A 23573-nucleotide genomic window follows, 5' to 3' on the forward strand; every position below is an offset into this window, starting at 1 on the left:
GGCGGGATGACATAGTCATGCTTAAGCGTCAGGTTCTAACATCGGGGCAGGTATTTATCTCGGGTAACATGTTCAGAGCTGCCACGCCACCATAAGGATGTCCTTATAGTGAAGATCGCGTACCTTAGAGCTATCAAGGCTATGGCGGGGGAAAGTTTAGGCACATCAATTCCGACACGATAACTGCTAAGCTTGTTTTCCCAGTACAGCATTGCTGTATAATAGTTACAACATACGAAACATTACAGAAAAACCTTTCCGGCCCTTCGGGCCGGTCGGCGGCGCTTTTCAGGGGGAAGGTGTGCAGTGTTGTTACCGCTGTGCACTGGGGCCGATAAATGGTGAAGAGGGGCTGTTTGCTTCAGAATGGCGCAGGGGTATCAGGTGTTGAGATATTAACTCTTAACGTATGTTGTAACTAATAATTGCCTTTTTATCATGGTGTCCGGTCCTCTCTTACTAGTGCTGGAGCCGAACTAAGGATCAGGAGAGAGTCGAAAAACCGGGGCAGCCGACTTGCGCCCTGCCCCTTCTGAACCATTACTCGCCAAATCGGGCCAGCAACTCGTTTGCGGCCAGCTGGCCAAGTGCATTCGCCGCGAAGGGGCTGTCCCCCGTCAGTACGTTACGATCTTTGTGTACAGTCCCCTTGATGTCGCTATTGACAATGTTCATCCCCATTTTCTGCAGGGCCTCACCGAAGTACCAGGTCAGATGCCCCGGCATATATCCCATCGCAGGGGTTGCTTTGTCGGCACTGTCAGGGAAGGCGCACACCGAATAACCACTCAGCGGATTATCTCCATGGCGCAAGGACAGAAAAGCGGCAGGGCCATGACACAGTGAAATGAGGACACGATCTGCCTGCATGGCCCAGCGTAGGGTGTCCGCCACGTCCTGGCTCCCGGGCAACCCTATCAAGGCGCCATGCCCGCCCGGAATGAAGACCGCGGCATACTCATTGTCTTTCGTCAGCCGGCTGACAACATCAGATAGTTTTTGCGGGATCCTGAATTTCGACTGCGTCTCCCGAAAGAAAGGCATAATACGTTCATCTTCACGGGGCATCGCCCAGTACTCGAATTTTGCCATCTGCCCCGATAGGGTGGCCACGTCAAAATCGAACCCAGCGGCCCGCAAATGATATAAGGGCAAAAGGGTCTCAACGGGATGGTTTCCCGTAGAAAATAGTGCCCCGGTATCGGTTGGCAGATAGCGTTCATCCGCTGCAATCACGAGTATCTTTTGGCTGCCAGTATACCGCTTCAGATAATCTGCCCCGCTGAGGTCGGAGACAGAGCTGGTAAACTGACTGAGCGAATACGAGGAGGGAAAAAAGGCATTCTCTTCAGCAGGATCAATTTGTGGCTGTTTACGGGCATCGTCAGTCATGGTTCATCCTCATCCGGAAAAATGAAAGCAACCTGCCTTAGATATAAGGACATTCCTGTTGTCCGCAGGCGCCTGAGACTGCTAAGCGTAGCAGTCCTGGCAGTACTGATAAGGGTAAATAATCTGCATTCTGCAACCTGTCACCCCAGCGCGTCACATTCTGTCCGGATTCCGGGCAGACTGTTTAACGTAAGCTTACTTCATCCCGAAAGGAGAAATTCGCTCCGGCTATTAACACCTGAAATACGTATGACAAACATCAATACGAAAGGCCGCACATTCCCCTATGCGATGAAGCAGGATGTATGGCCATCGTGAGGTCGAACTTGCATGCTAAAGAGGTTACTGATACGGAATAGCTCGCAATCCTGTGCACTACCGAACGCTTCACTGCTTACCGCATCAGCGAAGAAGAATGCCAGACTGACTGCGGTTTCCTGACCCGACGATAATGCCGTCAACTTTAAATATAATGGTTATCTTTTATTTTTACGCGCCAACGCCGGTAACATTCTTACAAGCGTATTGTCGCGCACAACGTAGTGATGGAATAACGCTGCAAGCGCATGAAGGCCAATAAGAAAATAGCCTGCATTGGCGATCAGTTCATGCCATTCCTTCAGACTGTACTGAGTATTTTTGTTGGCTACCGTCGCTACTGGTAGTGTTATTCCGAAGAATGACCACGTCACCTGCCCATAATAAAGGGAGGCGAGACCAAGAGACGGGAGAACGAGAAACATCAGGTACAGCAACCCGTGCGTGATTTTTGACGCCACCTTCTGCCAGCGGGGCGGAGGGGGCAGAATATCGGGATCCTGATGGGTGATTTTTAAAAGGACTCTGCCTGCCATCAGCAGCAGGACAGTTACCCCTGCCGTGTAGTGTACGGCAGCCACCGTCGCGCGGGCCGCGCTGCCTTTTGGCGCAAAACCTTTTAACTCCATTGCAGCGTATGCCATCACTATGCCTAAAAATACCAACCAGTGACAAATTATCTGACCTCTGGAAAAAGTTCTTTTCATTACGATCACCCGCGTGGATGTTTTTATCTTTTTTAAGGATTATTCCTTAAGAATACCTTAATAACGAAACGCCCATCAAAAATCACAAAAACAAATCGCTCTTAAGGTTGCCATAATATTAATGCCTCACATTGATAAGACTCTAATAAGAGGTCTCATCATGCGAATCATGTCACCTTACACACTTAAATGGCTTCACGGCGAAGACGAACATAATGAAATTTCTGCGTTAATTCGTGAAAATTATTATCGGGTTTATCACGCCTCGATCTCCCGTTGCATGCCGTGGCTTATCGGCCTTTACGATGCAAATGGTGAACTTAAGGCTGCCAGCGGGGTACAGGTTGCCTCCCAGGGCCCGCTCTATCTCGAAAAGTATCTCGAGGATTCCATCGAGACGACGCTATCGTCACGTATCTCACAGCCCGTTCCTCGTGCCACCATTGTTGAAATCGGCAATTTTGCGGCGTGTGACGGTGCCAGCGCTCGCATAATGTTTGCGGCCCTGTGTCAGGTCCTGACCGAATACCATTTTTCATGGATTGTTTTTACCGGTACGAAAAAAATCCGTAATACCTTCCATCGCCTGAATTTGCATCCAGTCGCCCTGATGCCTGCAGACCCCGCTCGCCTGGGAAAAGCAGCCCATGAGTGGGGTAAATATTACCAGTACGATCCGCAGATTATGGCCGGTGAATTAGCCGGCGGTCACACAGCACTGACCCAGGGCAGTCTGTTGATGACGTTGGTCAGTTCGCTGCCGGAGGCCCCCTGGCTTAATCTATCGGGAGAACATCATGTTTCTTAATGCACTGAAGCAGCAGGCGCTTCGATATCCGGATAAAACGGCGCTGAAGGGCGAGACCAGAACGTGGAGTTGGGGGCAATATTTTGAGGCCGTCACGCATGCCGCCACGCAACTCAGCTCACTGGGTATCAGCAGGCTGGCGCTTGAGCTCGATAACGGCCCGGAATGGGCGATTATCGATCTTGCCTGCCTGTCCGCAGGGATCGTGATTGTGCCTGTCCCGCCTTTTTTCTCAGAAACGCAAAAAGAATGGGTGCGTGTTTCCGCTTCAGTTGATGCCCAGATCGGCGGGGAAACGATGTCCGGATGGCGCAGACACGCCTTTCCTTTTGGTCGACTGCAGATAAGGCCATTACCTGCACCATCCCCCTTGCCAGTGGGCACGGCCAAGATCACCTATACCTCCGGTACAACGGGCGAACCCAAGGGTGTCTGCCTGAGCATGAATGGGATCTTCTGGACCGCGCAGACACTGGCTAGCGCGCTAGATCCGATCGCCCTCAAAAGGCACCTGGTCAGCCTGCCGCTCAGTATTCTGCTTGAGAATTTGTGCGGTATCTATATCCCCTTACTGTTGGGTGCAGAGACAGTAATACTACCGACCGCGCGGACAGGCTTTGAAGGGTCCAGTCAGTTCAATCCCCAATGCTTTTTACAGGCATTAACGGCTTGGGCACCGGAAAGCCTTGTTCTGGTTCCTGAAATTTTACGCGTGCTGGTTCATCTGCATCAGACGGTTCCGGAGAGCACGCGATCCTTGCGTTTTGTCGCGGTGGGTGGCGGAAAAGTGCCGACGCCAGTAATGGAAGTGGCAGCACTGGCGGGTTTACCCGTTTTTGAAGGATATGGGTTGTCAGAGTGTGGTTCCGTTGTAGCGCTGAATCTGCCAGGCGTTTCAAAAAGGAACAGTGTTGGCAGACCTCTGCCCGGCATCCACGTGACCGTCGATCGCTCAGGGCAGCTGAGCGTAATCAGCCCTGCCAATGCCCTGGGGTATTTAGGGGAGGAGCCAGCGGGGCCGGGAGTGGACACAGGCGACCTGGCAACAATTGATGAAGACGGGTTTATCCACATAACCGGACGACAGAAAAACGTTCAGATTAACGCATATGGCCGTAATTTTTCCCCGGAATGGCCTGAAGCAGAAGCGATGGCATGTCCCGCCGTACGCCGCGTGGTGATTTTTGGTGACGGTTTGAGACACAACATTGCGCTGGTCGATGCTTTTGATGGTCAGCAGGAGCTGGCGCGTCAACAGCTCATGCAGATATCCGCACGCCTGCCTGACTATGCCCGGTTCCATCGTTTACTGTTTACCAGTGAAATATCCTCTCCCGCGATGGTCACGGCTAACGGCCGCCCTAAACGAAACGCCATCTGGCAGTCCCTGAAACACACCATTCTCGCATGCAGTGAGGAGGAAGACCTATGAGCTTTTATCAGGAATTACAAAACCAGACCTCAGCCGAACGTCAACGCTTACTTGCCTCTCCGGCCATTGCGCGCTGTAAGGCGGGCGATATCTCGCGGGATATGTACATCGCCTTTTTGACGCAGGCGTATTATCACGTAAGCCATACCGTTCCTCTGTTGATGTGTGCCGGCAGCCGGCTTCCTGCATCGCATGAAGCCGTACGCGGCGCAATTGCAGAATACATTGATGAAGAATACGGGCATCAGGAGTGGATACTCAATGATATCCGCGCCTGCGGGGGGAATGCGGAGGCCGTGAGAAACGGCGTACCGGGACTGCCCATCGAAATGATGATCGCTTATCTCTACTACCGTATCGAGAGGGTCAATCCGATGAGTATCTTTGGCATGGTGCTCGTTCTGGAAGGAACCAGCGTATCCATCGCCTCAGCCGTTGCAGCGCAGCTGGAGAAGACGCTGACCCTGCCGGAACAGGCGACAACATACCTCCGTTCTCATGGCGAACTGGATCAGGGGCATCTGCAATTCTTTGCCTCTCTGATGGATTCAGTCATCGATAAAAGAGATCAGGACGCAATCATCCATACAGCGCGTCGCATTTATCATCTCTATGGTCAGATGCTAGATCAGCTGGGAGAAAGCACTAATGAATCTGCTTAACAAAACTGTTCTGCTTACTGGCGCCAGTGGGGGGATCGGTCAGGCGCTGGCAAGAGAACTGGCCCAGAGAGGCGCGAGGTTGTATCTCGTCGGACGCAATGATAAGGCAATGTCTCTGCTGAAGAATACCCTTCAGCATCCGGAGAGGCACAATACCGTGCTGATGCAGAGCTATTCCGACGACGAAATTTCGGCGCTGGCCGGTCGGCTTTCACAGAATGGCGGACTGGATATTCTGATCAACAATGCAGGAAGTAGCCGTTTTGCCCTGTTTGAACAGCAATCCTTTGACGACATCCGCGAACAGATCCGCACCAATATAGAAATCCCGGCCCTGCTGACCCGGGCCTTACTGGAAATAATGAATGCGCCAGGTATCGTGCTGAATATTGGTTCAATTTTTGGGGAGATTGGTCATCCAGCGTGGAGCGTCTATAGCGCGACCAAGGCTGCGACACACCGTTTTTCCGAAGCCCTTGACCGTGAATTACAGGGAAGCGGTATTACCGTTCTTTATGCTGCGCCGCGTGCAACGGAAACTTCACTGAACAGCATTCATGTTAATGCTCTGAACAAAAAACTCGGGAACAACACTGACTCGCCCGTCCAGGTAGCAACCCAGTTGGTGCGGCTGCTTGAAACGGAACAGAAACGGTATCGTTTTGGCGTAATGGAGCGTCTGTTCGTCAAAATTAATGCATGGTTTCCAAACGTCGTCGACGGCGCGTTAGGAAAAAAACTGCCTGTCATTCAGGAGTTCGCCCGTAAATCCCTGAAAGGAGAAGACAAATGAGAACCCTGAATGTACTGCTGATTATGTCTGTTTTTCCGACTGCCGCCTTCGCGGAAACGTCATTAGAGAACTTACAACACGACTGGTCTGTGTGCCAATACCAAACGTTGGAAGCCAAAAAAGAAAACTGCTTTAGTTCACTTAGTCAGAAAGCCCATCAGGCAAGCCAGTTAAAAAACAACACTAACGCCCCTCTTTTGATTTGGAGCGCAATAATTGATAGTAGCTGGGCTGGCGCCAAAGGTGGTCTAGGTGCTCTGAGCCTTGTTAAAGAAGCCCGCAATAACCTGGAGAAAGCGATTGAAATTGATCCCAACGCTCTTCAAGGTTCAGCCTGGACAAGCTTGGGTGCTCTTTATTACCAGGTCCCCGGTTGGCCAATCGGTTTTGGTGATAAAGACAAAGCTGATGAAATGTTGAAAAAAGCGCTGGCCATCAATCCTGAGGGTATCGACCCTAACTATTTCTATGGTGATTATCTTTTAAAAGAGAAAAAAACAGATCAAGCCCGCCTCTATCTAACAAAAGCGCTAAAAGCACCACCTCGTCCGGGGCGCGAAATCGCTGACAGTGGTCGCCGCCATGACATTGAGAGAGACCTGGCAAGCATTCCATAGAAACAATATCGATAAATCTTATACCGTTCAGCCTTCAAGGGCTGGACGGTAGATGCTTCTAAGTTCAGTCGGACAGCTTTGCGAAGTACCCCACAGATTTTTTAATATGTCCCATTCGTCAGTAAGCCGCTTCAGCTCTTACTGAAGACGGCGGATCTCGGCCTGAGCATCTGACTGTTCTTTATTAGTGAAAGAAAACGGATCGTACTTCTTTCTCAAGGCATAAAGCTGTGGGTGGTGATATCGAGACTTATTGTAACGCTGGAAACAGAATAACCACGATCAACAACCTGTTTGACTGCTTAAACTTTAAACTCTTTGGGATAACGCTGACCGCTCATGGGCACCTCTTTTTTAGTGTCTGTTAAACCTGCGGAGATTCAAACCTCCCCTGAAGCGCTTCGTCTTAGGCTCGAAAATATTGCTGATAATGAACGCTTGCCGTTCAAAGAGGCATTCCTAAGTGATTAAGATGCTGAGCTTTAGTCACCCAGGATTGCAGCGCAGAAGCTCCGTGGTATGTCTGATTTTTACAAGATTAAGCTCTGAGCTTCAGACCATCTTCTTGTATATCAGGTCATAGACGAGAAAGTTGTCGCCTTCGTGATTTCAGTTGGAAAAAAAGAACGCTCAGAAGTATATAGCGAAGCGATCAAACAAATTCTCAGAAACAAAGCATGGCATCTCTGTTTTGCTGTGAAGGAACACTTATGCTTTGCGTTGACACACTGATAAGCGTAAATAATCCGCTTTCTGCAACATGTATCCCGTACTCCGCCAGATAAGAGGCCCAGTCAAAAAAAGTTCAGGAAAATACTACCTCTCCATTTGACGACATTAAAAGGCACCATGAATATGGTGCCAATGGATCTTTAAATAACAAAGTTATCAGTCATCTGCTTCAGAGACCTGGATTGTTCACTGAGCGACTGAGATGCGGCAGCAGACTGCTCAACGAGCGCAGCATTTCCCTGCGTCACACCGTCCATTTGTGTCACAGCGGTACTGATTTGCATAATCCCCTGCATTTGCTCTACTGAGGCCATAGAAAGACTATCCATTGACTGTGCCAGTGAAGCAACATTGGTTGCAGCACGTAAAATTGTCTCTGCTGTCTTAGAGGCTACAGAAACGCCATTATCGACATTATCGACTGCGTTCTCGATTAAGGAGCCGATTTCTTTTGATGCACTTGCGCTTCTCTGCGCAAGATTTCTCACTTCTGTGGCGACAACAGCGAAACCTCTCCCATGCTCACCAGCGCGTGCAGCTTCTACCGCAGCGTTCAATGCAAGTATATTTGTCTGGAAAGCAATCCCTTCAATGACACTCGTAATTTCCTTAATTTTAAGTGCATTTGCCGATATTTTTTGCATCGTTTCGCTCATTTCACCAACAGCAGACTCCCCTTCCCGGGCCAGCTCTTCTGTCTTTCTGGCGGACATAGCCGTATGTTCAGCAATTTCTGTATTGTTGCGAACGGTCATTGTTAACTGCTCCATACTGGCAGCTGTCTGTTGCAAAGCAGCGGCCTGTTCCTCAGTACGGGAAGATAACTCCATATTGCCCTGCTCGATTTCCCCGGCCGCAAGATCGACTGAAGAAGCAGTGATTTTGATTTCAGTGACGAGCGATTTTAATCTCTGTTGCATGTTATCAAGAGCCACAAGCAGCTTGCCTGTTTCGTCCATTCGGTCGATTGTAATGACCGATGTAAGATCACCCGACGCGATGGTATCAGCCGTATTCACTGCATGCTTTAACGGATTGAGAATACTGCGTGATAACAAGGTACCCGCAAGAAGCGCGGTGACAGCGGCTGCGAGCAAGCCAATAACAATCATCATTCGCGTTTTAAAACGCTCATCAGCAAGGCGTGCCTGCCGCTCTGACATGATGCTATATTCATCACGCAGCGCTTCATTAATAACGTCACGGATACGATCCATTTGAGCTTTGCCGGAGTTGTGTTCAAGTCCAGAGATGAATGAATCCATATTGAGCGACCCTTTTGTAACTTCGTTCCTGTTCTGGATTAACGGAAGGGCAAATGAATTTTTCCATTCATCCTCAAGCTGAGAAATTTTTAAAAATTTATTCTGTTGTGATTGATTATCACTTGTGAGTGTTAAGAGCTCACTTACTCCGTGTCTAAACGCCTCATCCCCCTCAGAAAATGGCTGAAGAATATCCTGTTTACCCGTGAGTGCGAATCCACGGATGCCTGTCTCCATATTAATGAGGTTCTCTGTAACTGTGCGCAGATTATCAACAACTTTATAGCTGTGGACATTAAGTTTGCTAACAGCCGTTACCCTGTCGAAGCTCATGTAGAGCAATCCGCAGACAACTGTCATCAATACAACTATCACGCCAAATGCCATGGTAAGCCGGGTGCTGATATTGAGATTTTTGAACATTATTCTTCCTTAATGATTAGCATATGTTCATCTTCAAGAGATGAATGTAATAACGGCTTAATTTTTGTGGTTAATAAGAAAATGCAAATATTTTCCCACAGCAATGCTAATCGGCAGGTGAACCAATTTCTTTAGTGTTTAAGTAAATTAAAAAAACATCAATTACAGTGTGGCTTTAGATATTTAGCCCAACCCACAAAAATCAGATACAAACACTAAATGCAATTAGATTGTAATATTTTTGAACACCTTCATCTTTTTAGGATTATTCCAATATAATTATCTCATTAACTTGCGAGCTCAACAGAACCTTTTTAGGCTTAAGTAACGACCACTTACCATTTTTAAAGATGCAGCTCGATGAAAATCAGATTTATATTTAAGATATGTTTTTTATAACTTTTTTAACTTGCAATTATTTTAAATTCGCCAGAAGAAAAAAAAGCCATTACTCATTTCAAAATATTTCAAATCGAATCAAAATGCAACAATCCTTCAGCCTTGCATGAGTAAGTACACAGTGCAGACCCTGTAATTGTCTGTAAGAAATCCCCATCTACTATCAGCCTCCATCCCATTAAGCTTAGCTTCAAGGTTTACATGCAGCAGCCTTACGGCAGATACACTCCCAGATCACTTATGGAAAGGCCTTGTTTGTTCGGTAAATAAGTATCACTCAAATAATGTAACAGCGATTAATGTACTCCACTTCCGCGCCAGACATCACTGATGGTTTCCACCGCCTCTTACCTGTACAGCCTGTTAGTATTTATTCACAAGCATCCGAAAGTGATGCTCTCGTTCGACGTTCTCGTGCAGGTTTGCTTCACCACAATTGTTCTGGCTTTTTATGCCTCAATACCCTATGTTGCAGGGAAGCATGGCCCGTCTTCCAGCAGCAGAGCGCCCCGTAATCCTGAGGTCTTCTCTACAGCTAATAAGGTTTTAACTGAATTTTAGCACCCAACAAATTATGAGCCGTCTTAGTATCCAGTTCTGACGTTCTCCGGATTAATTTCAATACAATAGCTATCACCTTCAGACGGTTATTGCACCTCTACATTAATCATTAAAAAATCACACTCTCCGTTATAAACTAAATTATTTAACAAGGAAACTTAATAAAACCGCCATCCTTGAAAATATCTTAGCTGAAACGATTTTTTTATATCTCAACCCCACCCCAACAAAACACACAATTATATCAATCAGTTAACTTGTGGTTTCAGATTATTCTTGCGACAAGGGTAATTTTTCTCAAATATAATAGAATTTTTTATTTCAGAATAATAAAAAACCATAACCAATTGACTTTAAAGATAAAGATTTATAAAAGCGGTGTATGTAATCCTACAGACAAATGATCTATTTACTCTGACTTACACGATCTTTCACACCAAAAGCATGATCTTAGACAAAACAATTGACTGAAAGCATTGCTTTATAAGAGAACTTTCAACCATGTAAAATGGAATCCACAACAGTATACTGGCGATATTTTGGCTATTTACAGACAGTGTGACACCGTACTAGCATATCCCTGACAACCTCATGCTCTTTTAAAAGTTAATAGCAGCAATTAGCCGTAACCCAGGGCTTGAGGAGACGACATTTTCAGGGGCGAGTGAGATCGCGCTGCGCCAGTTGACGGTAAGAAACTCTATTTTGTACCTGTAGCTTTATCTAACATCTTTTTTAAAGCATTAACAGCATCAAGCGCTTCTTTTAAAGGTTTAAAATATGGATTGAAATCAGGATTGTTTTTGTTCCTGTGTATCAACAGAATTTGCTCTGCAAAATCATCATCCACCGTATAAAAATAGGCTTCTGGATAGTTCAGCGCCTTAGCAATCTGCACCACAAATTCAAAAGGCGGTGAGTGTCGACCTGATTCGTAATTTGAAATCTGCGATTTATCACTGACAGCTTCCACGTTAGTTAACTGCAGGAATTTCTCCTGAGACAAACCAGCTCTATGTCGTGCTGCTCTTAAACGTTTGGGAACCATCATCTTAACCTGTGATTTGCTTCCGGCAATCATATGGATATCGCACGCCCGTGTCGGTAAAATAATATCAACTAAATATCATTTGTTTAAATTATCTTAACAATGAATGTGTGATACACGCACGCAACACACGCGTTAGCTCTCTAGAACCTGACAGCAGATCAGCCGTGACCCGCGTATAGAGGAGATTAATGGTGTGCCCGCATCTTCTGAGCCTTCCTCTGCATCGTTAAGCCGTCTGATCCAAGCCTTTCTTGTGCTCCCGAACTCCGACGGATTACTCATGCAATGGAGAAGTAGATATGACTATGCAAAAGGTTCGTATAAAAGCCCTGAAAAACAATAAATTTGCGATAATGGCCGGTGACAAGCGCCTAAGTTGTCGCAGAGATCGCATTTCATCAGCCATCAACTCGAGCTGGACCACAAAAGAGCTACCAGAGCACACGAGAGAGTTGCTGATTGAGCGCGCGTGTCTGAGAATGGAAATTGCTATTATTACTCAAAAAGAACAGGGTAAGAAAAACTCTAAATCCTCGGTTCTGATTGCGAAAAAGCTAAAACGAATTGATTTAATTACTCAACAACTTAATGACCGGAAAAAACATGTTGAATGAAGACGAAAATATAGAACATACGCATATTGTATATTCAGTTAAAAACATAGACAGACCAATCTTAATTAAAATTGGAGTAGCTCTTATTGACACCCAAGGGAAGTATATTCTTGATATCAATAAAGACTATGCAAATGGTGATATTTTACTCTATAGAAAGAACAATGCATCTACGACTTAGAAACTGAACACAAGGTCAATTCTTTCTTAGGTCGAAGGTAACGAAGTTATCTATAACATCGAAACTAAAAAGTTCCATGGTGAAATAAAAATTCGCTGAAGGATTAATATGTTAACCACTGCCGCGCTATTCCAGCTCGCCATGCAGTGTGCCCCCGCCGTTCACCCCGATACCATTCGCGACATTACCCGTACCGAATCTGGCTTAAATCCGTATGCCATTGCTGAAATTGTTCCGGTAAAGGGCGGCAGGAGCCGCGTTATTTCTCATCTGCCAGCGTCGAAAGACGAGGCGTTAAAAATTGTGGAGGACATTAAGCAGAAGAAACACCGTTATTCGGTGGGACTGATGCAGATAACCAGCACTAATTTCCCGCAGTTCGGCGTCAGCGCCGAATCCATGTTAAATCCGTGCGACAACATGAATGTTGCCGCGAAAATCATCACCGACTGTTATCAACGAGGAGGCACCTTACAGCGCGCCCTGAGCTGCTATTACTCCGGCAACTTTGAAACCGGTCAGCGCCCGGAAAGCGCGTTCGGCAACACAAGCTACGTACAGCGTATTGGCTACGTTGTGCCCTCAACGCGGGCAGAACGGCAGGCAATCTCTCCCGCATCCGGGAAAGCGCCCTCCGTCCCGTCCGACAACACCGTTTATCCGGACAGCGTCATACGTGGCGTTATACCGGCACCCGACACCACACTGACCAGCGACCCCGCTTATCCGCCACACGTCGTGCGCGGCGGCCTCGCTGTGTCTTCTGATTAAGGAAAAATCATGACTTTTCGCACCATTAAAAACACCGCTACCCGCCTGATGGCCTCTCTCCTCGCCCTGCCTGTAGTTCCGGCACTGGCGGCCAGCGCCGACCAGGCATTTCAGAAGGGCAGCGACGCCATTAACTGGGTTTTCCTCGGCCTCACCAGTATGTCGGTTGTTACCATCAGCTGTGCAGTGGCCTTTATCGCCTACAAGATGCTGGTTGACGGCAAGGCCTGGCACGATCTCCAGCGCGTCTTCTGGTCGGGCGTCCTGCTCGCCGGGGCGTCCGGGTTCGGTGCCTACTTCGCGGCCTAAGGAGGCAGAATGACCATCCTCAACAAGGCGCTGACCAGACCGGCGGCGCTGTGGGGGATCCCGCTTGTACCCCTGCTGTTCACCCTGTGCATCCTTACCCTGGCGGCTGTCTGGTCACGCTTTTACTGGCTTCTCCTGCTGCTCATCCCTGCCTTTATTGAGCTAAGGCGCCTGGCAAAACAGGACATCCATTTCTTTGACCTGATGTTGCTGGCGTTTAAAACACGCGGCAACCGCGCGGCAACCCGGCATTTCGGGACAAAGGCGCTTGTCGCAAACCAGTACGACGCCATTGACGTTACGGAGTTTATAAAACATATGCGGCTCAACGAGAGTATCCCGCTGTCCCGCTATCTCCCCTGGTCTTCGCACCTGCACGAGCAGGTGGTGAAGAATAAAAAAGGTGACTTTGTCAGCACCTGGGAGATCGGCGGCACCATTTTTGAATGCGAGGATGAGCATTACCTCGCCACCCTGGACATGCAGCTCAACAACGTTATCCGCTCCTTTGAGGGGCTGCCCTTTACCTTTTATACCCACCTGGTGAGCGACGAATTTACCGACTCGCTTGAGTGTCAGTCCGGGATTGCGTTTTCAGACGAGATAGCGCGCCTGTTCTACGCCTCGCGGAAGAACAAACCGTTCTACCGCCGCCGCCTCTTCTTCACCGCCTGCTTCAATCCTCACACGGGCATCGAGCGGGCGGCCATGAAGCAGAAGTCTCTGGGCGAACGCAAAACCCTCCTCGACAACGCCCTGCAGGTGATGCTGGAGTACCGGGAATCGATCGGCACGGCGCTGTCGCGCTACTCGGCGAGGCCGCTCGGCACGTATGAGGAAAACGGCAGGGTGTTCTCCTCTCAGCTCGCCTTTTACAACTACCTTATCACCGGCAGGTGGCAGAAAGTCCGGGTCACGCGCACCCCGTTCTATGACGTGCTCGGCGGCACCGACATCTTCCCCTCCACCGACATTGGCCAGGTCAGCCACGTCGACGGCCAGAGCTACTTTCGTGGGCTGGAAATCAAGGATTACGGCACTGAAACCGTCACCGGGCTGTATGACTCGCTCCTTTATGCCCGCTGCCGGTACGTTCTGACGCAGTCCTATACCTGCATGGGCAAAGATGAAGCGCGCGGCTGCATCCGCACGATCGAGAAGCGCCTGAAGTCAGCTGAGGACGATGCGGTGTCCCAGCAGGAAGATCTGAAGGTTGCCCGCGACATGCTTCAGTCCGGCATTATCTCGTTCGGCAGGTATCACCAGACACTGATTATCCGCGCCCCGACCAGCGAGCAGGTTATCCAGGACACCAACACCCTGGCTGATACGCTGAAGGATTTGGGGTTCATCATGACCCTGTCCCGCGAGTCGCTGACGGCGGCCTACCTCGCGCAGCTGCCGGGCGTGTATGACATGCGCCCGCGCCTCGTGCCGGTGAGCAGCCTCAACTACGCCGAAATGGTGTCGTTTCACAACTTCCACCCGCACAAGCGGGACGGGAATGCCTGGGGAGAGGCGATTGCCGTGGTGCCGACCCCGTCGGGGGGCTGTCAGTACGTCAGTCTTCACAACAGCCAGGCAGACGTGGACGAGTTCGGCGAGAAGCCGCCGGGCAACTGTATGCTGCTCGGCAGCACCGGGACGGGTAAATCGACCCTGCTGATGATGTTTCAGCACCTGATGCAGAAATACCGGTGTCCTGAGTCATTTGCGCCGGGGGCGACGAAAAAGCGCTTCACCTCAGTGGTCTTTGATAAAGACCGTTCGGCGGAAATGTCGATACGCCTCCAGGGCGGCTCGTACTTCCGTTTCCGTTCAGGCGAGAAAACCGGCCTTAACCCCTTTGCGCTCTCCCCGACGAAGCGTAACCGCAACTTCCTCAAGAAGCTGATGCGTATGATTTGCACGCGCGACGGCAAACCGCTTGACCCGCGTGACGAGGAGCGTCTCAGCGAGGCGGTAGATACCATCATGCTGGACTACCCGCCGGAGCTGCGCCGCAACGGTATCACCCGCATTCTGGAAGTGCTGCACGAAGCCCCGACGAAGGACGCGCGGATAAACGGGCTGCGCATCCGTCTCCAGCAGTGGGCGCAGGGCGGAGAGTTTGGCTGGGTCTTTGATAACGACGTGGACACCTTTGATATCGACAATATTGATAATTTCGGCATCGACGGCACGGAGTTCCTGGACGACAAGGACGTGCGCAGTCCGCTCACCTTCTATCTGCTTTACCGCGTGACCAGCCTGCTCGACGGTCGGCGTCTGGTCATTTTCATGGATGAATTCTGGAAATGGCTTCAGGACCCGGAGTTCTCAAAATTCGCCCTCGACATGCTGAAGGTTATCCGAAAGCTCAACGGCATTTTTTTCCCGGCCACGCAGTCGCCGGAGGAGATGTGCAAGCACGAGATCTCGGCGGCCATCATCGAACAGTGCAGCACACGGATCTTTATGGCGAACCAGCAGGCTAAGGAAAGCGACTACGTGGACATGCTGCGGGTGCCGAAACCGGTCTTCGATATTGTCACCACGCTCGACCCCTATGCCCGCCAGATGGTGATCATGAAATCTCCGCTGCGGCGCGGTGACGTGCGCCCGTATATCGCGCAAATCACCCTCGACCTGTCCGGGCTGGGGCGCTACACGAAGCTGCTCAGTGCCAGTGCGGATAACCTGAAAATTTTCGACGAAATCTGGCAGGAGGGAATGCAGCCGGAAGACTGGAAAGACGAAATGCTGAGGCGTGCCGTTTAATCACAAGAGGATAACACCATGAAGCTGAAAACCACCCTGGCGGCGCTGAGCGTCGCCTTATGTCTATTTCACACCCCGGCTCAGGCCGGTATTCCCGTGTTCGATGAAGTCGCCAACGCTAACGATATGAAGCAGTGGGCTGAGAAGCTCCAGCAGTGGCAGCAGACCGTCGAACATTACCAGGCGCAGATGAACGCTTACAAGGAACAGCTGGCGGCGGCCACCGGCATTAGGGACGTGCAGGCATTCCTGAATCAGGCGAAAAGTCTGACGTCAGACATTAAAAATCTGAAAAACAGGGGGATTTCGTTAAACGACCTGTTGACCAGCTCCGGCGGGTCGTATGCTGGAGAACTGAACAGGTTGTATGACAAATACAAGCTGTTCGACAGCTGCCCGGAGAACGCCAGCGAGGCGTACCGGGACAGCTGCAAGCAGATGCTCCTGAATCAGGCGGTGTCCGTCGAGGACACCTCGGATATTCAGGAAAAAATTGACGACACGCTGCGCGATATTACCGATCTCGCCGGTCGCATTGAGAATGCGAAGGACAGCAAGGAATCGCAGGATCTGGCGAACGTGGTGGCCGCGCGAAGCATCCAGCTTAACGCGCTGACCTCACAGTGGGAAATGTCCGTCAAACAAAGCGAAATGCGCAACCAGTTGCTTGCCGAACAGCGCCGCAAGGCGCAGGCCGAGCAGATGCGCACCGCTCCTATCGCAGACCTTAACTGACAGGTGACCCCATGAAACTGAAGACATTGACATTTATCGTACTGGCCTCCGTGGCCGCGCTGACCGGCTGCGAGGATAAAACCTCCGTGGAGTGGTATACGGCACATCATGACGACATGCTTAGGAAATATGAGGAGTGCCTGATCAATAACACCTGGCAAGCCGAAGATTGCGCGCACGCAAATACGGCATACAAAATTGAGCGAGATAAGCCGGATGTTATTGCGGAACATAATGAAATTATCAAACGCTATAACAATCAATGACGTTACCAAAAAGTAATGCTCATTTTCGACATGAGGACGCACTATGAGCGGAATTTTTGTCGGACTAAACAGCCACATCATGGAGGGGTTTGACAGCGTACTGAACGGCGTGGCCGCCACGACGGGGGGATGGATGGCGCATCTGTTCTCCGTCGCGGTGCTCTCGCTGTACATCACGTGGCGCGCCTACCAGACGATGGCAGGCAAGCTTGTCCGCCCCTTCGAGGAGATCGTCTGGGACGTGAGCCGGATGCTCATTATCATGATTTTCGTCACCAACGCCGGAGGCTATCTCGATCTGGTTTCGGATGCCATCACCGGCCTGCGGGACGGCTTCAGCGGAGATGCATCCATATGGACGCGGCTGGATACGGTCTGGGATAAATCACAGAAACTTGGAGAAAAGCTTTATACATACGATACATCGACTTACGTTCCCCTAAAAGGCGTATTGGCGCAGTTTCTAATCTGGGCAGGCGTAGCGTTACTTGTTGGCATCACGGCCATCATTAACCTGATTGCCGAACTGGTGATGCTGCTGATGCTGGCGACCGCCCCGATCTTTATCTACTGCCTGATGTGGTCATGGTTCCGGGATATGTTCAGCAACTGGCTCAGAATTATTCTGGGCTGCATCCTTACCTCCCTGTTCAGTGGCATCGCCCTGACGGTAGTAATGAATTATCTGGACTACATTCTGGCGGGCGCCACAAACGCATCGGAAGCCAACTACCTGACCCTGGCCGTTCAGGTCTTCCTCGGCACGGCGGGTGCCGCTGCCGTGATGGTGCTGACCTGGAAACTCGCCGAGGCGCTCGCAGGGGCATCCGCGCAGGGTGCCGCGCAGGCACTCGCCGCATCGGGAATAGGATCAGGCCAGAAAATCGTCTCCAACACAGCGGGTAGCGTGGGAGATAAAGCCTCACAGAACCTGAACAGCACCGGCAGCGCAACGGCCTCCACCGCCTCCCGCACCTCCGGCGATGCGCGCAGCCGCAGCCGCGCCGCCGTTCAGAGGATGCAGGAACGCTATCAACGATAACCCCGCATGACTGAATCCGGCGGGACGCCGCAACGGCGTCCTGCGGCTTTGTCACGTCTTTCATAACAGGAAATCACCATGAAATACGGCATCACGCTGCTGATGCTGTGCCTGCTTGCAGGCTGCGCACAGCGAAATACCTCACTTCCGCCCGTGTCGGGCAACCCGGAGCCGGTCAATTCCCCGGCCATTATTCAGGAGTTAACCCCTCATGTCTGAACTTACCGCCAAAGCCCTGAGCGACTCACGCTCGTTTGAGAACGCCATTCTTGAGCGGGATATGCGCATGAAAAAGGCGGGCTGGATCGTGGCGGCGCTCGCCGGGCTGCTGCTCGTCTGCGCCCTTGCCGCCCTTATCCTGCTTCTGCCGCTCAAAACCACCACCGTGGAGCTGTACACGCTCGACCGTCAGACTGGGCGCATCGAGCGCGTCACCACCGTCGGCGAGGACAAGCTGGACACCTCCGAGGTGCTCAATCTGTCGCAGTCCGCAAGCTATGTGAAGCGCCGCGAGGGGTACAACTATTTCGCCCTTCAGCAGGACTACAGGGAAACGCAGATGTTCAACAGCGACGCGGTCAACAAGGAATACCTCGACTGGTTTGACAGCCCCGACGCCCCGGACGCCGTGTTTCAGAAGGCGGCCTATGTTGTCACGGTGGAAATCCTCTCCAACGTGCCCTCAGCGGGCACCGGCTCCAGCATGGTGGAGCTGATGCGCATCAAGCGCACCATTCGAAAGGTCAAGGATAACACCGAGACGCACGATTACTGGACGATTCGCATGACCTACCGCTATTTCCCGCAGAAGAAAATGACGGCCTCCGAGCGCGAGGTGAACCCGTTCGGCTTCACGGTCACCAGTTATCAGCGGTTTAAGGAGAAAAGCGATGAATAAAGTGCTGATGTGCGCCCTTCTGCTGACCGCCGCGTCAGCATGGGGTGCGGCAACGCCGCGCGGCAGCGCCTTTGACAGCCGCATGCAGAACATCCCCTACAACAGCCAGAACACGACGGTTATCAACACGCGGGCGGGCTACATTACGACGCTGGTTTTTGACGCCGACGAGGAGGTGATCACCGCCACGGCCGGTTTTCCGCAGGGCTGGACGATCACGCCCGACCGTAACCGCGTGGGGATTAGCCCCGCGCCGGTGAAGCAGCCGGTTACGGATGCGGACGGCAAAACCGTCCAGAAGATTTTCACCCCCACGCAGCAGGACTGGCAGACCAACCTGTTTGTGACCACCACGAAGCGCGACTACAGCCTGATGCTGAACGTGATCGACAGCGACCGCGAGGCAGGAAACCTCGCCTTTGTGGTGCGCTTCAGCTATCCCGACGATACCCGCAGGCAGAACGACGCCGCCCGCCTCGCCCGTCAGCAGGAGCTTCAGGCCGCGCAGGAAAAAGAGCGCATTCAGCTTGCCCTCAAGAAATCCACCGCGCCGCGTAACTGGAACTATACCCGCCGCGTGGCGGCAGGCTCGGCGTCCATCACCCCGGATTTTGCGTATGACGACGGGCGGTTTACCTATCTCGGCTTTTCCCCGCAGAAGCGGATCCCGTCGCCGACGGTTATCGTCGGCGGCAGCGAACAGGTGATCACCCCGACCTTCAGCACCGAGGGCAACTACCGGGTGATGGTCCTGCGCTCGCTTTCCCCGCGCTTTGTGCTGCGCTACGGCAGCCAGGTCGTGGGGATTGAAAACGGCAGCTATGGACAGGTCACAGTGGCGAACGGCAGCACCGTCTCACCGGACGTGAAACTGGAGAGCAAATGATGAACGAACAGGAAGACATTAAAACCGCCGCCGAACTGGAGGCGGAAGCACGCGAGCGGGCGCGGGCAGAGATTGACGGCGACAAACCCGCCGCAGGCGCGGTGCAGCCCGGACAGCCGCAGGTGGTGCAGCACGCGAAGCGACGCAGCCACCGCACGCTCGTGCTGGCCGTTATCAGCCTGGTATTGCTGGTCATTATCGCCACCGGCGGGGATTATCTGATGGGGAAACTGAAGGGAGACGGCAGCGCGTCGCGCGCCAGCCGTGAACCGGAAGCGCAAACCACCTCCCCTGCCCGCGAACGCCAGAACATCGGACGGGATCTGAACCCGCTGGGGCAGCTGACAGACAGCGCCGGGCAGGAGACGACAGAACCGGACGATACCGCCGCGTCGCCGCCCGAATCGCCGGCCCCCGTAACGTTTGACAAGGTCAGCGCCCTGGCAGAAAGCGGCACGGTGAGTACAACCAGCGCCCCTAAACGCACGACAGGCAGTAACGCACCGTCAGCGGGCAGGGCGTCCGCGCCGGGCTCTGCGACGCCAGCAGGACAGGCGCAGGATAACGGGCTGGCGCGCATCACCGGCGTGAAGCGGCTCGGTCTCGATCCGGATTTGTATATACCGTCCGACAGACATATCCCCTGCGCGATGATGCAGCGCTTCGTTTCGGACGTGGGCGGGCGTTTCAAGTGTCTTATCAGCGAGGACGTTTACAGCGCCAGCAATGCCGTGACCCTTATCCCGGCTGGGACTGAAGCGCGCGGCCTGTACCGCACCGGAACGCTGAAAAACGGGCAGGGGCGGCTTTTTCTCGCCATCACCGAGCTGCGCACGCCTGAACCCGGACGCCTGGTGATTCCGATGGCTGACAGCCAGGCCGTGGGCGCGATGGGCGAGAACGGCGTCGCGGGCTGGATAGACAATCACTGGCTGGAGCGGATAGGTAATACCCTCCTGCTCGGTTCGGTACAGGATATTGCCGCAGCGGCCTCCGGCTCGTCACCGGGCAGGGATCGCAACACCGACTATACGGAGAATACCCGCGCGGCCACGGCGGAAATGGCAAAAACGCTGCTGGAAAACAGCATCAACATTCCGCCAACGATGTACCTCAACCAAGGGGATGTGATTGGCCTTGTCACCGGGGCGGATATTGATTTTTCAGACGTCTACAGACTGCGCATGAGGTAAGCGATGGACGATAACCTGACTGATACCCCGTCAGAGGGCAACGTCGCGCTGTCACACCTGCGCGACCTGCTGTTCGGGGACTACCTGAGCCGGGAGGGGCTGACGGAGATCGCCATCAACCGCCCCGGCGAGATCCACACAAAAATTAACGGGCGCTGGGAAATGCACGCCTCGCCGGTCACGCTGCGCCAGTGCTCGTCCTTTGCCAGGGCGCTGGCCGTGTGGAATAACGACACCATTGATGATACCTCGCCCATCCTCTCGGCCACGCTGCCGACCGGGGAACGCTGCCAGATAGTGGTGCCCCCGGCCTGCGAGCGCAACACCATCTCGATCACCCTGCGTAAGCCGGATTATTTCCAGCGCACGCATCAGTCGTACATCGATGACGGTTTTTATGATCGGGTAAAGGGTATTGAGAAGGTGGTATCCAGAGACGACGAGCTTAGCGCGCTCTATCAGAGCGGGAATATCCCGCTATTTATGGAAAAGTGCGTCGAGTACGGCAAAACGCTCTTTGTGGTGGGAGAAACCGGTTCGGGAAAAACCACTTACATGAAGATGCTGCTGCGCTACATCCCGGACTGGCTGCGCCTTATCACTATCGAGGACAACCCGGAGCTGAAGTTTTACAGCCAGAAAAACTACGTTCACCTGTTCTATCCGGCAGACGCCGGGGAGGGAGCAATCGTCACCTCCGATCGACTGGTGCGCGCCATCTACCGTATGAACCCCGACCGCCCGCTGCTTGCCGAAGTCCGCGGGCGCGAGGCGTGGGATGCCCTCAAGCTGATTGAGTCCGGGCACGAGGGGTTTATGTCCTCCCTTCACGCGGGTAGCCCGCGCGAGTGTATCTCCGGGCTGATTGACCGTTGCTATGAGCACCCGGCGTGCCGTGGCATGCCGGTTGACGTTCTGCTGCGCAAGGTTCTGCACTGCGTTGACGTTATCGCGAGCGTTGACGTTCACGGCAACGTGCGCCGCATGAACGACGTTTATTTTAAACCCCTGCACATGCAGGCCATGAAGGAGAGTTTCAATGATGCTGCCTAAACTGACCGACCTGACGGCGCTGGCCGTCCTCCTGGCGGGCTGCTCCTCGCCGCCGGAGCCTGCGGCCGTTAACTGGTCGCAACCGGCGCAGCCGGTAACGGCCACCCTGCCGGTATGGGAACCTAACCGCCTGGTCGTGGCCTCGTCGGTAACGGAGGGGCACTGGTCGCAGGTGCTTGCCCACTTCCAACCCGGCGGGGTTTACCCGGCCACACAGTGGTACGCGGTGGCGCACGCCTCGCGGGCGGTAGTGAACGCCCCGGACGGCCAGCGCTACTTTGCGGCCAAAACATGGTTACGTGATGGCGGCTATCACGGGATCGTTGAGTATCGTCCCCACCCCGGCTGCCTGACCTGCAACACGTCGGAAATTATCTTCTACCGATAACGGCGGTAGGTGTCTGAGTCCTTCAGACCGTCACCGGCGTTGAACAACCACCGGGCGTTAGTGCCCTTATCCCCTCAGAGGAATGAATGATGAAGCATACCGTAATCACGGCGGCGCTACTGTGCGCCCTCGCCTGCCCGGCGTTCGCTGCCGACGGCCAGAAAGCCGACCCGAACGATCCGTGCGCGATCGTGCTGTGCCTGGCCGGAAAGCTTGACGGCAGCAGTCCCGCCGAATGTGGCCCGATGTATAAAACGTTCATGTCAGTTAAGAAGAAAAACAAGCACGGCTTTCTTCCCGGCCACACGTCGGACGCAAGAAAGAAAATGCTCAATCAGTGTCCCTCAGCTGACAGCGGCACAATCAATAAGATCATCTCTAAATTCGGCCGCCTTAGCGGCTGGTAATGATTAACGGCAGATAAAAGGCGCATATCAGCGCCTTTTTTTATGCCCTCTATTTAATTCCTTTGGACAGTAATATGAAAAACTCACTCAAAGTATTAACAGCATTAATCATGCTGTCGATTTATCCGGCAACATCGCAGGCTGCCACTGAGAGCGCCGCAACAACCATCTTAGGTAATGGTGCATCCACATCAGGAGGAGGAGCCAGCACGGCAATCGGTGGCGGTGCGTCAGCCGTAACAAACGGGACGTCACTTGGTTTTCAGGCAAACTCCTCAAATACAGGCGCGGTGGCAGTAGGTACGCAGTCATCGGCGTCGGGTGTAGGTTCTGTCGCCACCGGCGGTAACAGCTTAGCCAGCGGTGATTATTCGATTGCGGCCGGATTTCAGGCCGGAGCGACGGGTACGGGCAGCCTTGCTTTGGGTTCTCAAAGCAAGGCTCTTGCCGATTCCGCCACATCTGTGGGCAAGGGTGCAGTTGCGAACAAAGATAACTCCGTTGCACTCGGTGCGGGTTCTGTAACGGATCGGGATAACTCGGTTTCCGTGGGCAGCGCTGGCAATGAGCGCCAGATAACGAGTGTTGCAGCAGGTACAGCAGACACCGATGCCGCCAACGTCGGCCAGCTCAATTCTGCAATAGCCGCAGAGCAGGCCGCCCGTGAGGCAGGTGATGCCGCATCGCTGGCCGCAGCCAACAGCTACACCGATGCATCCAGCGCCAGCACGCTGAATCAGGCCAACAGCTACACCGACGAATCCAGCGCCAGCACGCTGAAACAGGCCAACAGCTACACCGATGCATCCAGTGTCAGCACGCTGAACCAGGCTAACAGCTACACCGATGCATCCAGTGCCAGCACGCTGAACCAGGCCAACAGCTACACCGACGCATCAAGTGCCAGCAC

Annotated in this window: 24 protein-coding genes and 4 pseudogenes; 23 read left to right on the top strand and 5 right to left on the bottom strand. The window is 52.6% G+C overall.

The window, feature by feature from the left end; genetic code table 11:
• Positions 1-540: 540 nt before the first annotated feature.
• The gene (gene hchA, locus ACOTZC_RS21180) at positions 541-1392 is read right to left on the bottom strand and encodes a glyoxalase III HchA (protein WP_421636007.1); all 852 of its coding nucleotides are present in this window, start codon (positions 1390-1392) and stop codon (positions 541-543) included.
• 476 nt (positions 1393-1868) lie between these two features.
• Positions 1869-2417, bottom strand: coding sequence for a cytochrome b561 (gene cybB / locus ACOTZC_RS21185; RefSeq protein ID WP_421636008.1), 549 nt, complete (start codon positions 2415-2417; stop codon positions 1869-1871).
• Between the two features lie 160 nt (positions 2418-2577).
• On the opposite strand from cybB, the gene ACOTZC_RS21190 reads away from it, so the two are divergent.
• Genes ACOTZC_RS21190 through ACOTZC_RS21210 form a run of 5 tightly spaced genes read left to right on the top strand, consistent with a single transcriptional unit; the run spans position 2578 to position 6729 of the window.
• Positions 2578-3225, top strand: a complete 648-nt coding sequence (locus tag ACOTZC_RS21190; protein ID WP_421636009.1) for a thermostable hemolysin — start codon at positions 2578-2580, stop codon at positions 3223-3225.
• A complete protein-coding gene (locus ACOTZC_RS21195) occupies positions 3215-4657 on the top strand; it encodes an AMP-binding protein (protein WP_248199621.1) in 1443 nt (480 codons plus the stop codon). Before ACOTZC_RS21190 ends, ACOTZC_RS21195 begins: the two co-directional genes overlap by 11 nt.
• Positions 4654-5319 (top strand): TenA family transcriptional regulator, encoded by a 666-nt coding sequence (locus ACOTZC_RS21200; RefSeq protein WP_248199623.1) that lies wholly within the window; start codon positions 4654-4656, stop codon positions 5317-5319. The genes ACOTZC_RS21195 and ACOTZC_RS21200 overlap by 4 nt, the downstream gene beginning before the upstream one ends.
• Positions 5306-6112 (top strand): SDR family oxidoreductase, encoded by an 807-nt coding sequence (locus tag ACOTZC_RS21205; protein WP_248199625.1) that lies wholly within the window; start codon positions 5306-5308, stop codon positions 6110-6112. The genes ACOTZC_RS21200 and ACOTZC_RS21205 overlap by 14 nt, the downstream gene beginning before the upstream one ends.
• Positions 6109-6729: a tetratricopeptide repeat protein gene (locus ACOTZC_RS21210; RefSeq protein WP_248163026.1), complete on the top strand. Its 621-nt coding sequence runs from the start codon at positions 6109-6111 to the stop codon at positions 6727-6729. The genes ACOTZC_RS21205 and ACOTZC_RS21210 overlap by 4 nt, the downstream gene beginning before the upstream one ends.
• Positions 6730-6786: 57 nt before the next feature.
• On the opposite strand, the pseudogene ACOTZC_RS21215 reads toward ACOTZC_RS21210, so the two are convergent.
• Positions 6787-7076, bottom strand: a pseudogene (locus ACOTZC_RS21215) (transposase); the annotation flags it as partial.
• Positions 7077-7113: 37 nt separating this feature from the next.
• Between ACOTZC_RS21215 and ACOTZC_RS21220 the strand changes: the two are divergent.
• Together ACOTZC_RS21220 and ACOTZC_RS21225 are read left to right on the top strand one after the other, a co-directional pair.
• Positions 7114-7197 (top strand): annotated as a pseudogene (locus ACOTZC_RS21220) (type II toxin-antitoxin system RelB/DinJ family antitoxin); the annotation flags it as partial.
• 18 nt (positions 7198-7215) lie between these two features.
• Positions 7216-7395: pseudogene (locus ACOTZC_RS21225) on the top strand (type II toxin-antitoxin system RelE family toxin); the annotation flags it as partial.
• Positions 7396-7601: 206 nt separating this feature from the next.
• Here ACOTZC_RS21225 and ACOTZC_RS21230 read toward each other — a convergent pair.
• The gene (locus ACOTZC_RS21230) at positions 7602-9149 is read right to left on the bottom strand and encodes a methyl-accepting chemotaxis protein (protein WP_421636010.1); all 1548 of its coding nucleotides are present in this window, start codon (positions 9147-9149) and stop codon (positions 7602-7604) included.
• A 1660-nt stretch (positions 9150-10809) separates the two neighbouring features.
• Positions 10810-11190, bottom strand: a complete 381-nt coding sequence (locus ACOTZC_RS21235; RefSeq protein ID WP_197672344.1) for a helix-turn-helix domain-containing protein — start codon at positions 11188-11190, stop codon at positions 10810-10812.
• Between the two features lie 269 nt (positions 11191-11459).
• On the opposite strand from ACOTZC_RS21235, the gene ACOTZC_RS21240 reads away from it, so the two are divergent.
• The 16 genes and pseudogenes from ACOTZC_RS21240 to ACOTZC_RS21315 all read left to right on the top strand — a co-directional run.
• Positions 11460-11774 (top strand): hypothetical protein, encoded by a 315-nt coding sequence (locus tag ACOTZC_RS21240; protein WP_111966212.1) that lies wholly within the window; start codon positions 11460-11462, stop codon positions 11772-11774.
• Complete coding sequence (locus ACOTZC_RS21245) at positions 11764-11955, top strand: hypothetical protein (protein ID WP_348554550.1); 192 nt, start codon at positions 11764-11766, stop codon at positions 11953-11955. The genes ACOTZC_RS21240 and ACOTZC_RS21245 overlap by 11 nt, the downstream gene beginning before the upstream one ends.
• Before the next feature lie 108 nt (positions 11956-12063).
• Complete coding sequence (locus ACOTZC_RS21250) at positions 12064-12726, top strand: lytic transglycosylase domain-containing protein (protein ID WP_421636011.1); 663 nt, start codon at positions 12064-12066, stop codon at positions 12724-12726.
• A gap of 9 nt (positions 12727-12735) precedes the next feature.
• The gene (locus ACOTZC_RS21255) at positions 12736-13035 is read left to right on the top strand and encodes a TrbC/VirB2 family protein (RefSeq protein ID WP_421636012.1); all 300 of its coding nucleotides are present in this window, start codon (positions 12736-12738) and stop codon (positions 13033-13035) included.
• 9 nt (positions 13036-13044) lie between these two features.
• Positions 13045-15795, top strand: coding sequence for a VirB3 family type IV secretion system protein (locus tag ACOTZC_RS21260; protein WP_421636013.1), 2751 nt, complete (start codon positions 13045-13047; stop codon positions 15793-15795).
• 18 nt (positions 15796-15813) lie between these two features.
• Positions 15814-16530, top strand: a complete 717-nt coding sequence (locus tag ACOTZC_RS21265; RefSeq protein WP_421636014.1) for a type IV secretion system protein — start codon at positions 15814-15816, stop codon at positions 16528-16530.
• Between the two features lie 11 nt (positions 16531-16541).
• Complete coding sequence (locus tag ACOTZC_RS21270) at positions 16542-16796, top strand: EexN family lipoprotein (protein ID WP_421636015.1); 255 nt, start codon at positions 16542-16544, stop codon at positions 16794-16796.
• Positions 16797-16839: 43 nt separating this feature from the next.
• Positions 16840-17838: a type IV secretion system protein gene (locus ACOTZC_RS21275; RefSeq protein ID WP_032640089.1), complete on the top strand. Its 999-nt coding sequence runs from the start codon at positions 16840-16842 to the stop codon at positions 17836-17838.
• A 78-nt stretch (positions 17839-17916) separates the two neighbouring features.
• Positions 17917-18057, top strand: coding sequence for a hypothetical protein (locus ACOTZC_RS21280; protein WP_032640091.1), 141 nt, complete (start codon positions 17917-17919; stop codon positions 18055-18057).
• The gene (locus ACOTZC_RS21285) at positions 18050-18736 is read left to right on the top strand and encodes a type IV secretion system protein (RefSeq protein ID WP_348554557.1); all 687 of its coding nucleotides are present in this window, start codon (positions 18050-18052) and stop codon (positions 18734-18736) included. Before ACOTZC_RS21280 ends, ACOTZC_RS21285 begins: the two co-directional genes overlap by 8 nt.
• Entirely contained in the window at positions 18729-19622 is an 894-nt protein-coding gene (gene virB9, locus ACOTZC_RS21290) for a P-type conjugative transfer protein VirB9 (RefSeq protein ID WP_367642073.1), read from the top strand. The genes ACOTZC_RS21285 and virB9 overlap by 8 nt, the downstream gene beginning before the upstream one ends.
• Complete coding sequence (gene virB10, locus ACOTZC_RS21295) at positions 19619-20815, top strand: VirB10/TraB/TrbI family type IV secretion system protein (RefSeq protein WP_411765285.1); 1197 nt, start codon at positions 19619-19621, stop codon at positions 20813-20815. Before virB9 ends, virB10 begins: the two co-directional genes overlap by 4 nt.
• A gap of 3 nt (positions 20816-20818) precedes the next feature.
• Positions 20819-21868 (top strand): P-type DNA transfer ATPase VirB11, encoded by a 1050-nt coding sequence (virB11, locus tag ACOTZC_RS21300; RefSeq protein ID WP_050511226.1) that lies wholly within the window; start codon positions 20819-20821, stop codon positions 21866-21868.
• Entirely contained in the window at positions 21855-22256 is a 402-nt protein-coding gene (locus ACOTZC_RS21305) for a hypothetical protein (RefSeq protein WP_411765284.1), read from the top strand. Before virB11 ends, ACOTZC_RS21305 begins: the two co-directional genes overlap by 14 nt.
• Positions 22257-22345: 89 nt before the next feature.
• Complete coding sequence (locus ACOTZC_RS21310; protein ID WP_411765294.1) at positions 22346-22663, top strand: TrbM/KikA/MpfK family conjugal transfer protein; 318 nt, start codon at positions 22346-22348, stop codon at positions 22661-22663.
• A gap of 290 nt (positions 22664-22953) precedes the next feature.
• Positions 22954-23573: pseudogene (locus ACOTZC_RS21315) on the top strand (hypothetical protein); the annotation flags it as partial.

The sequence above is a fragment of the Enterobacter cloacae complex sp. SHL009 genome (assembly GCF_049237205.1).
GTDB classification, from domain to species: Bacteria; Pseudomonadota; Gammaproteobacteria; order Enterobacterales; family Enterobacteriaceae; genus Enterobacter; species Enterobacter cloacae_M.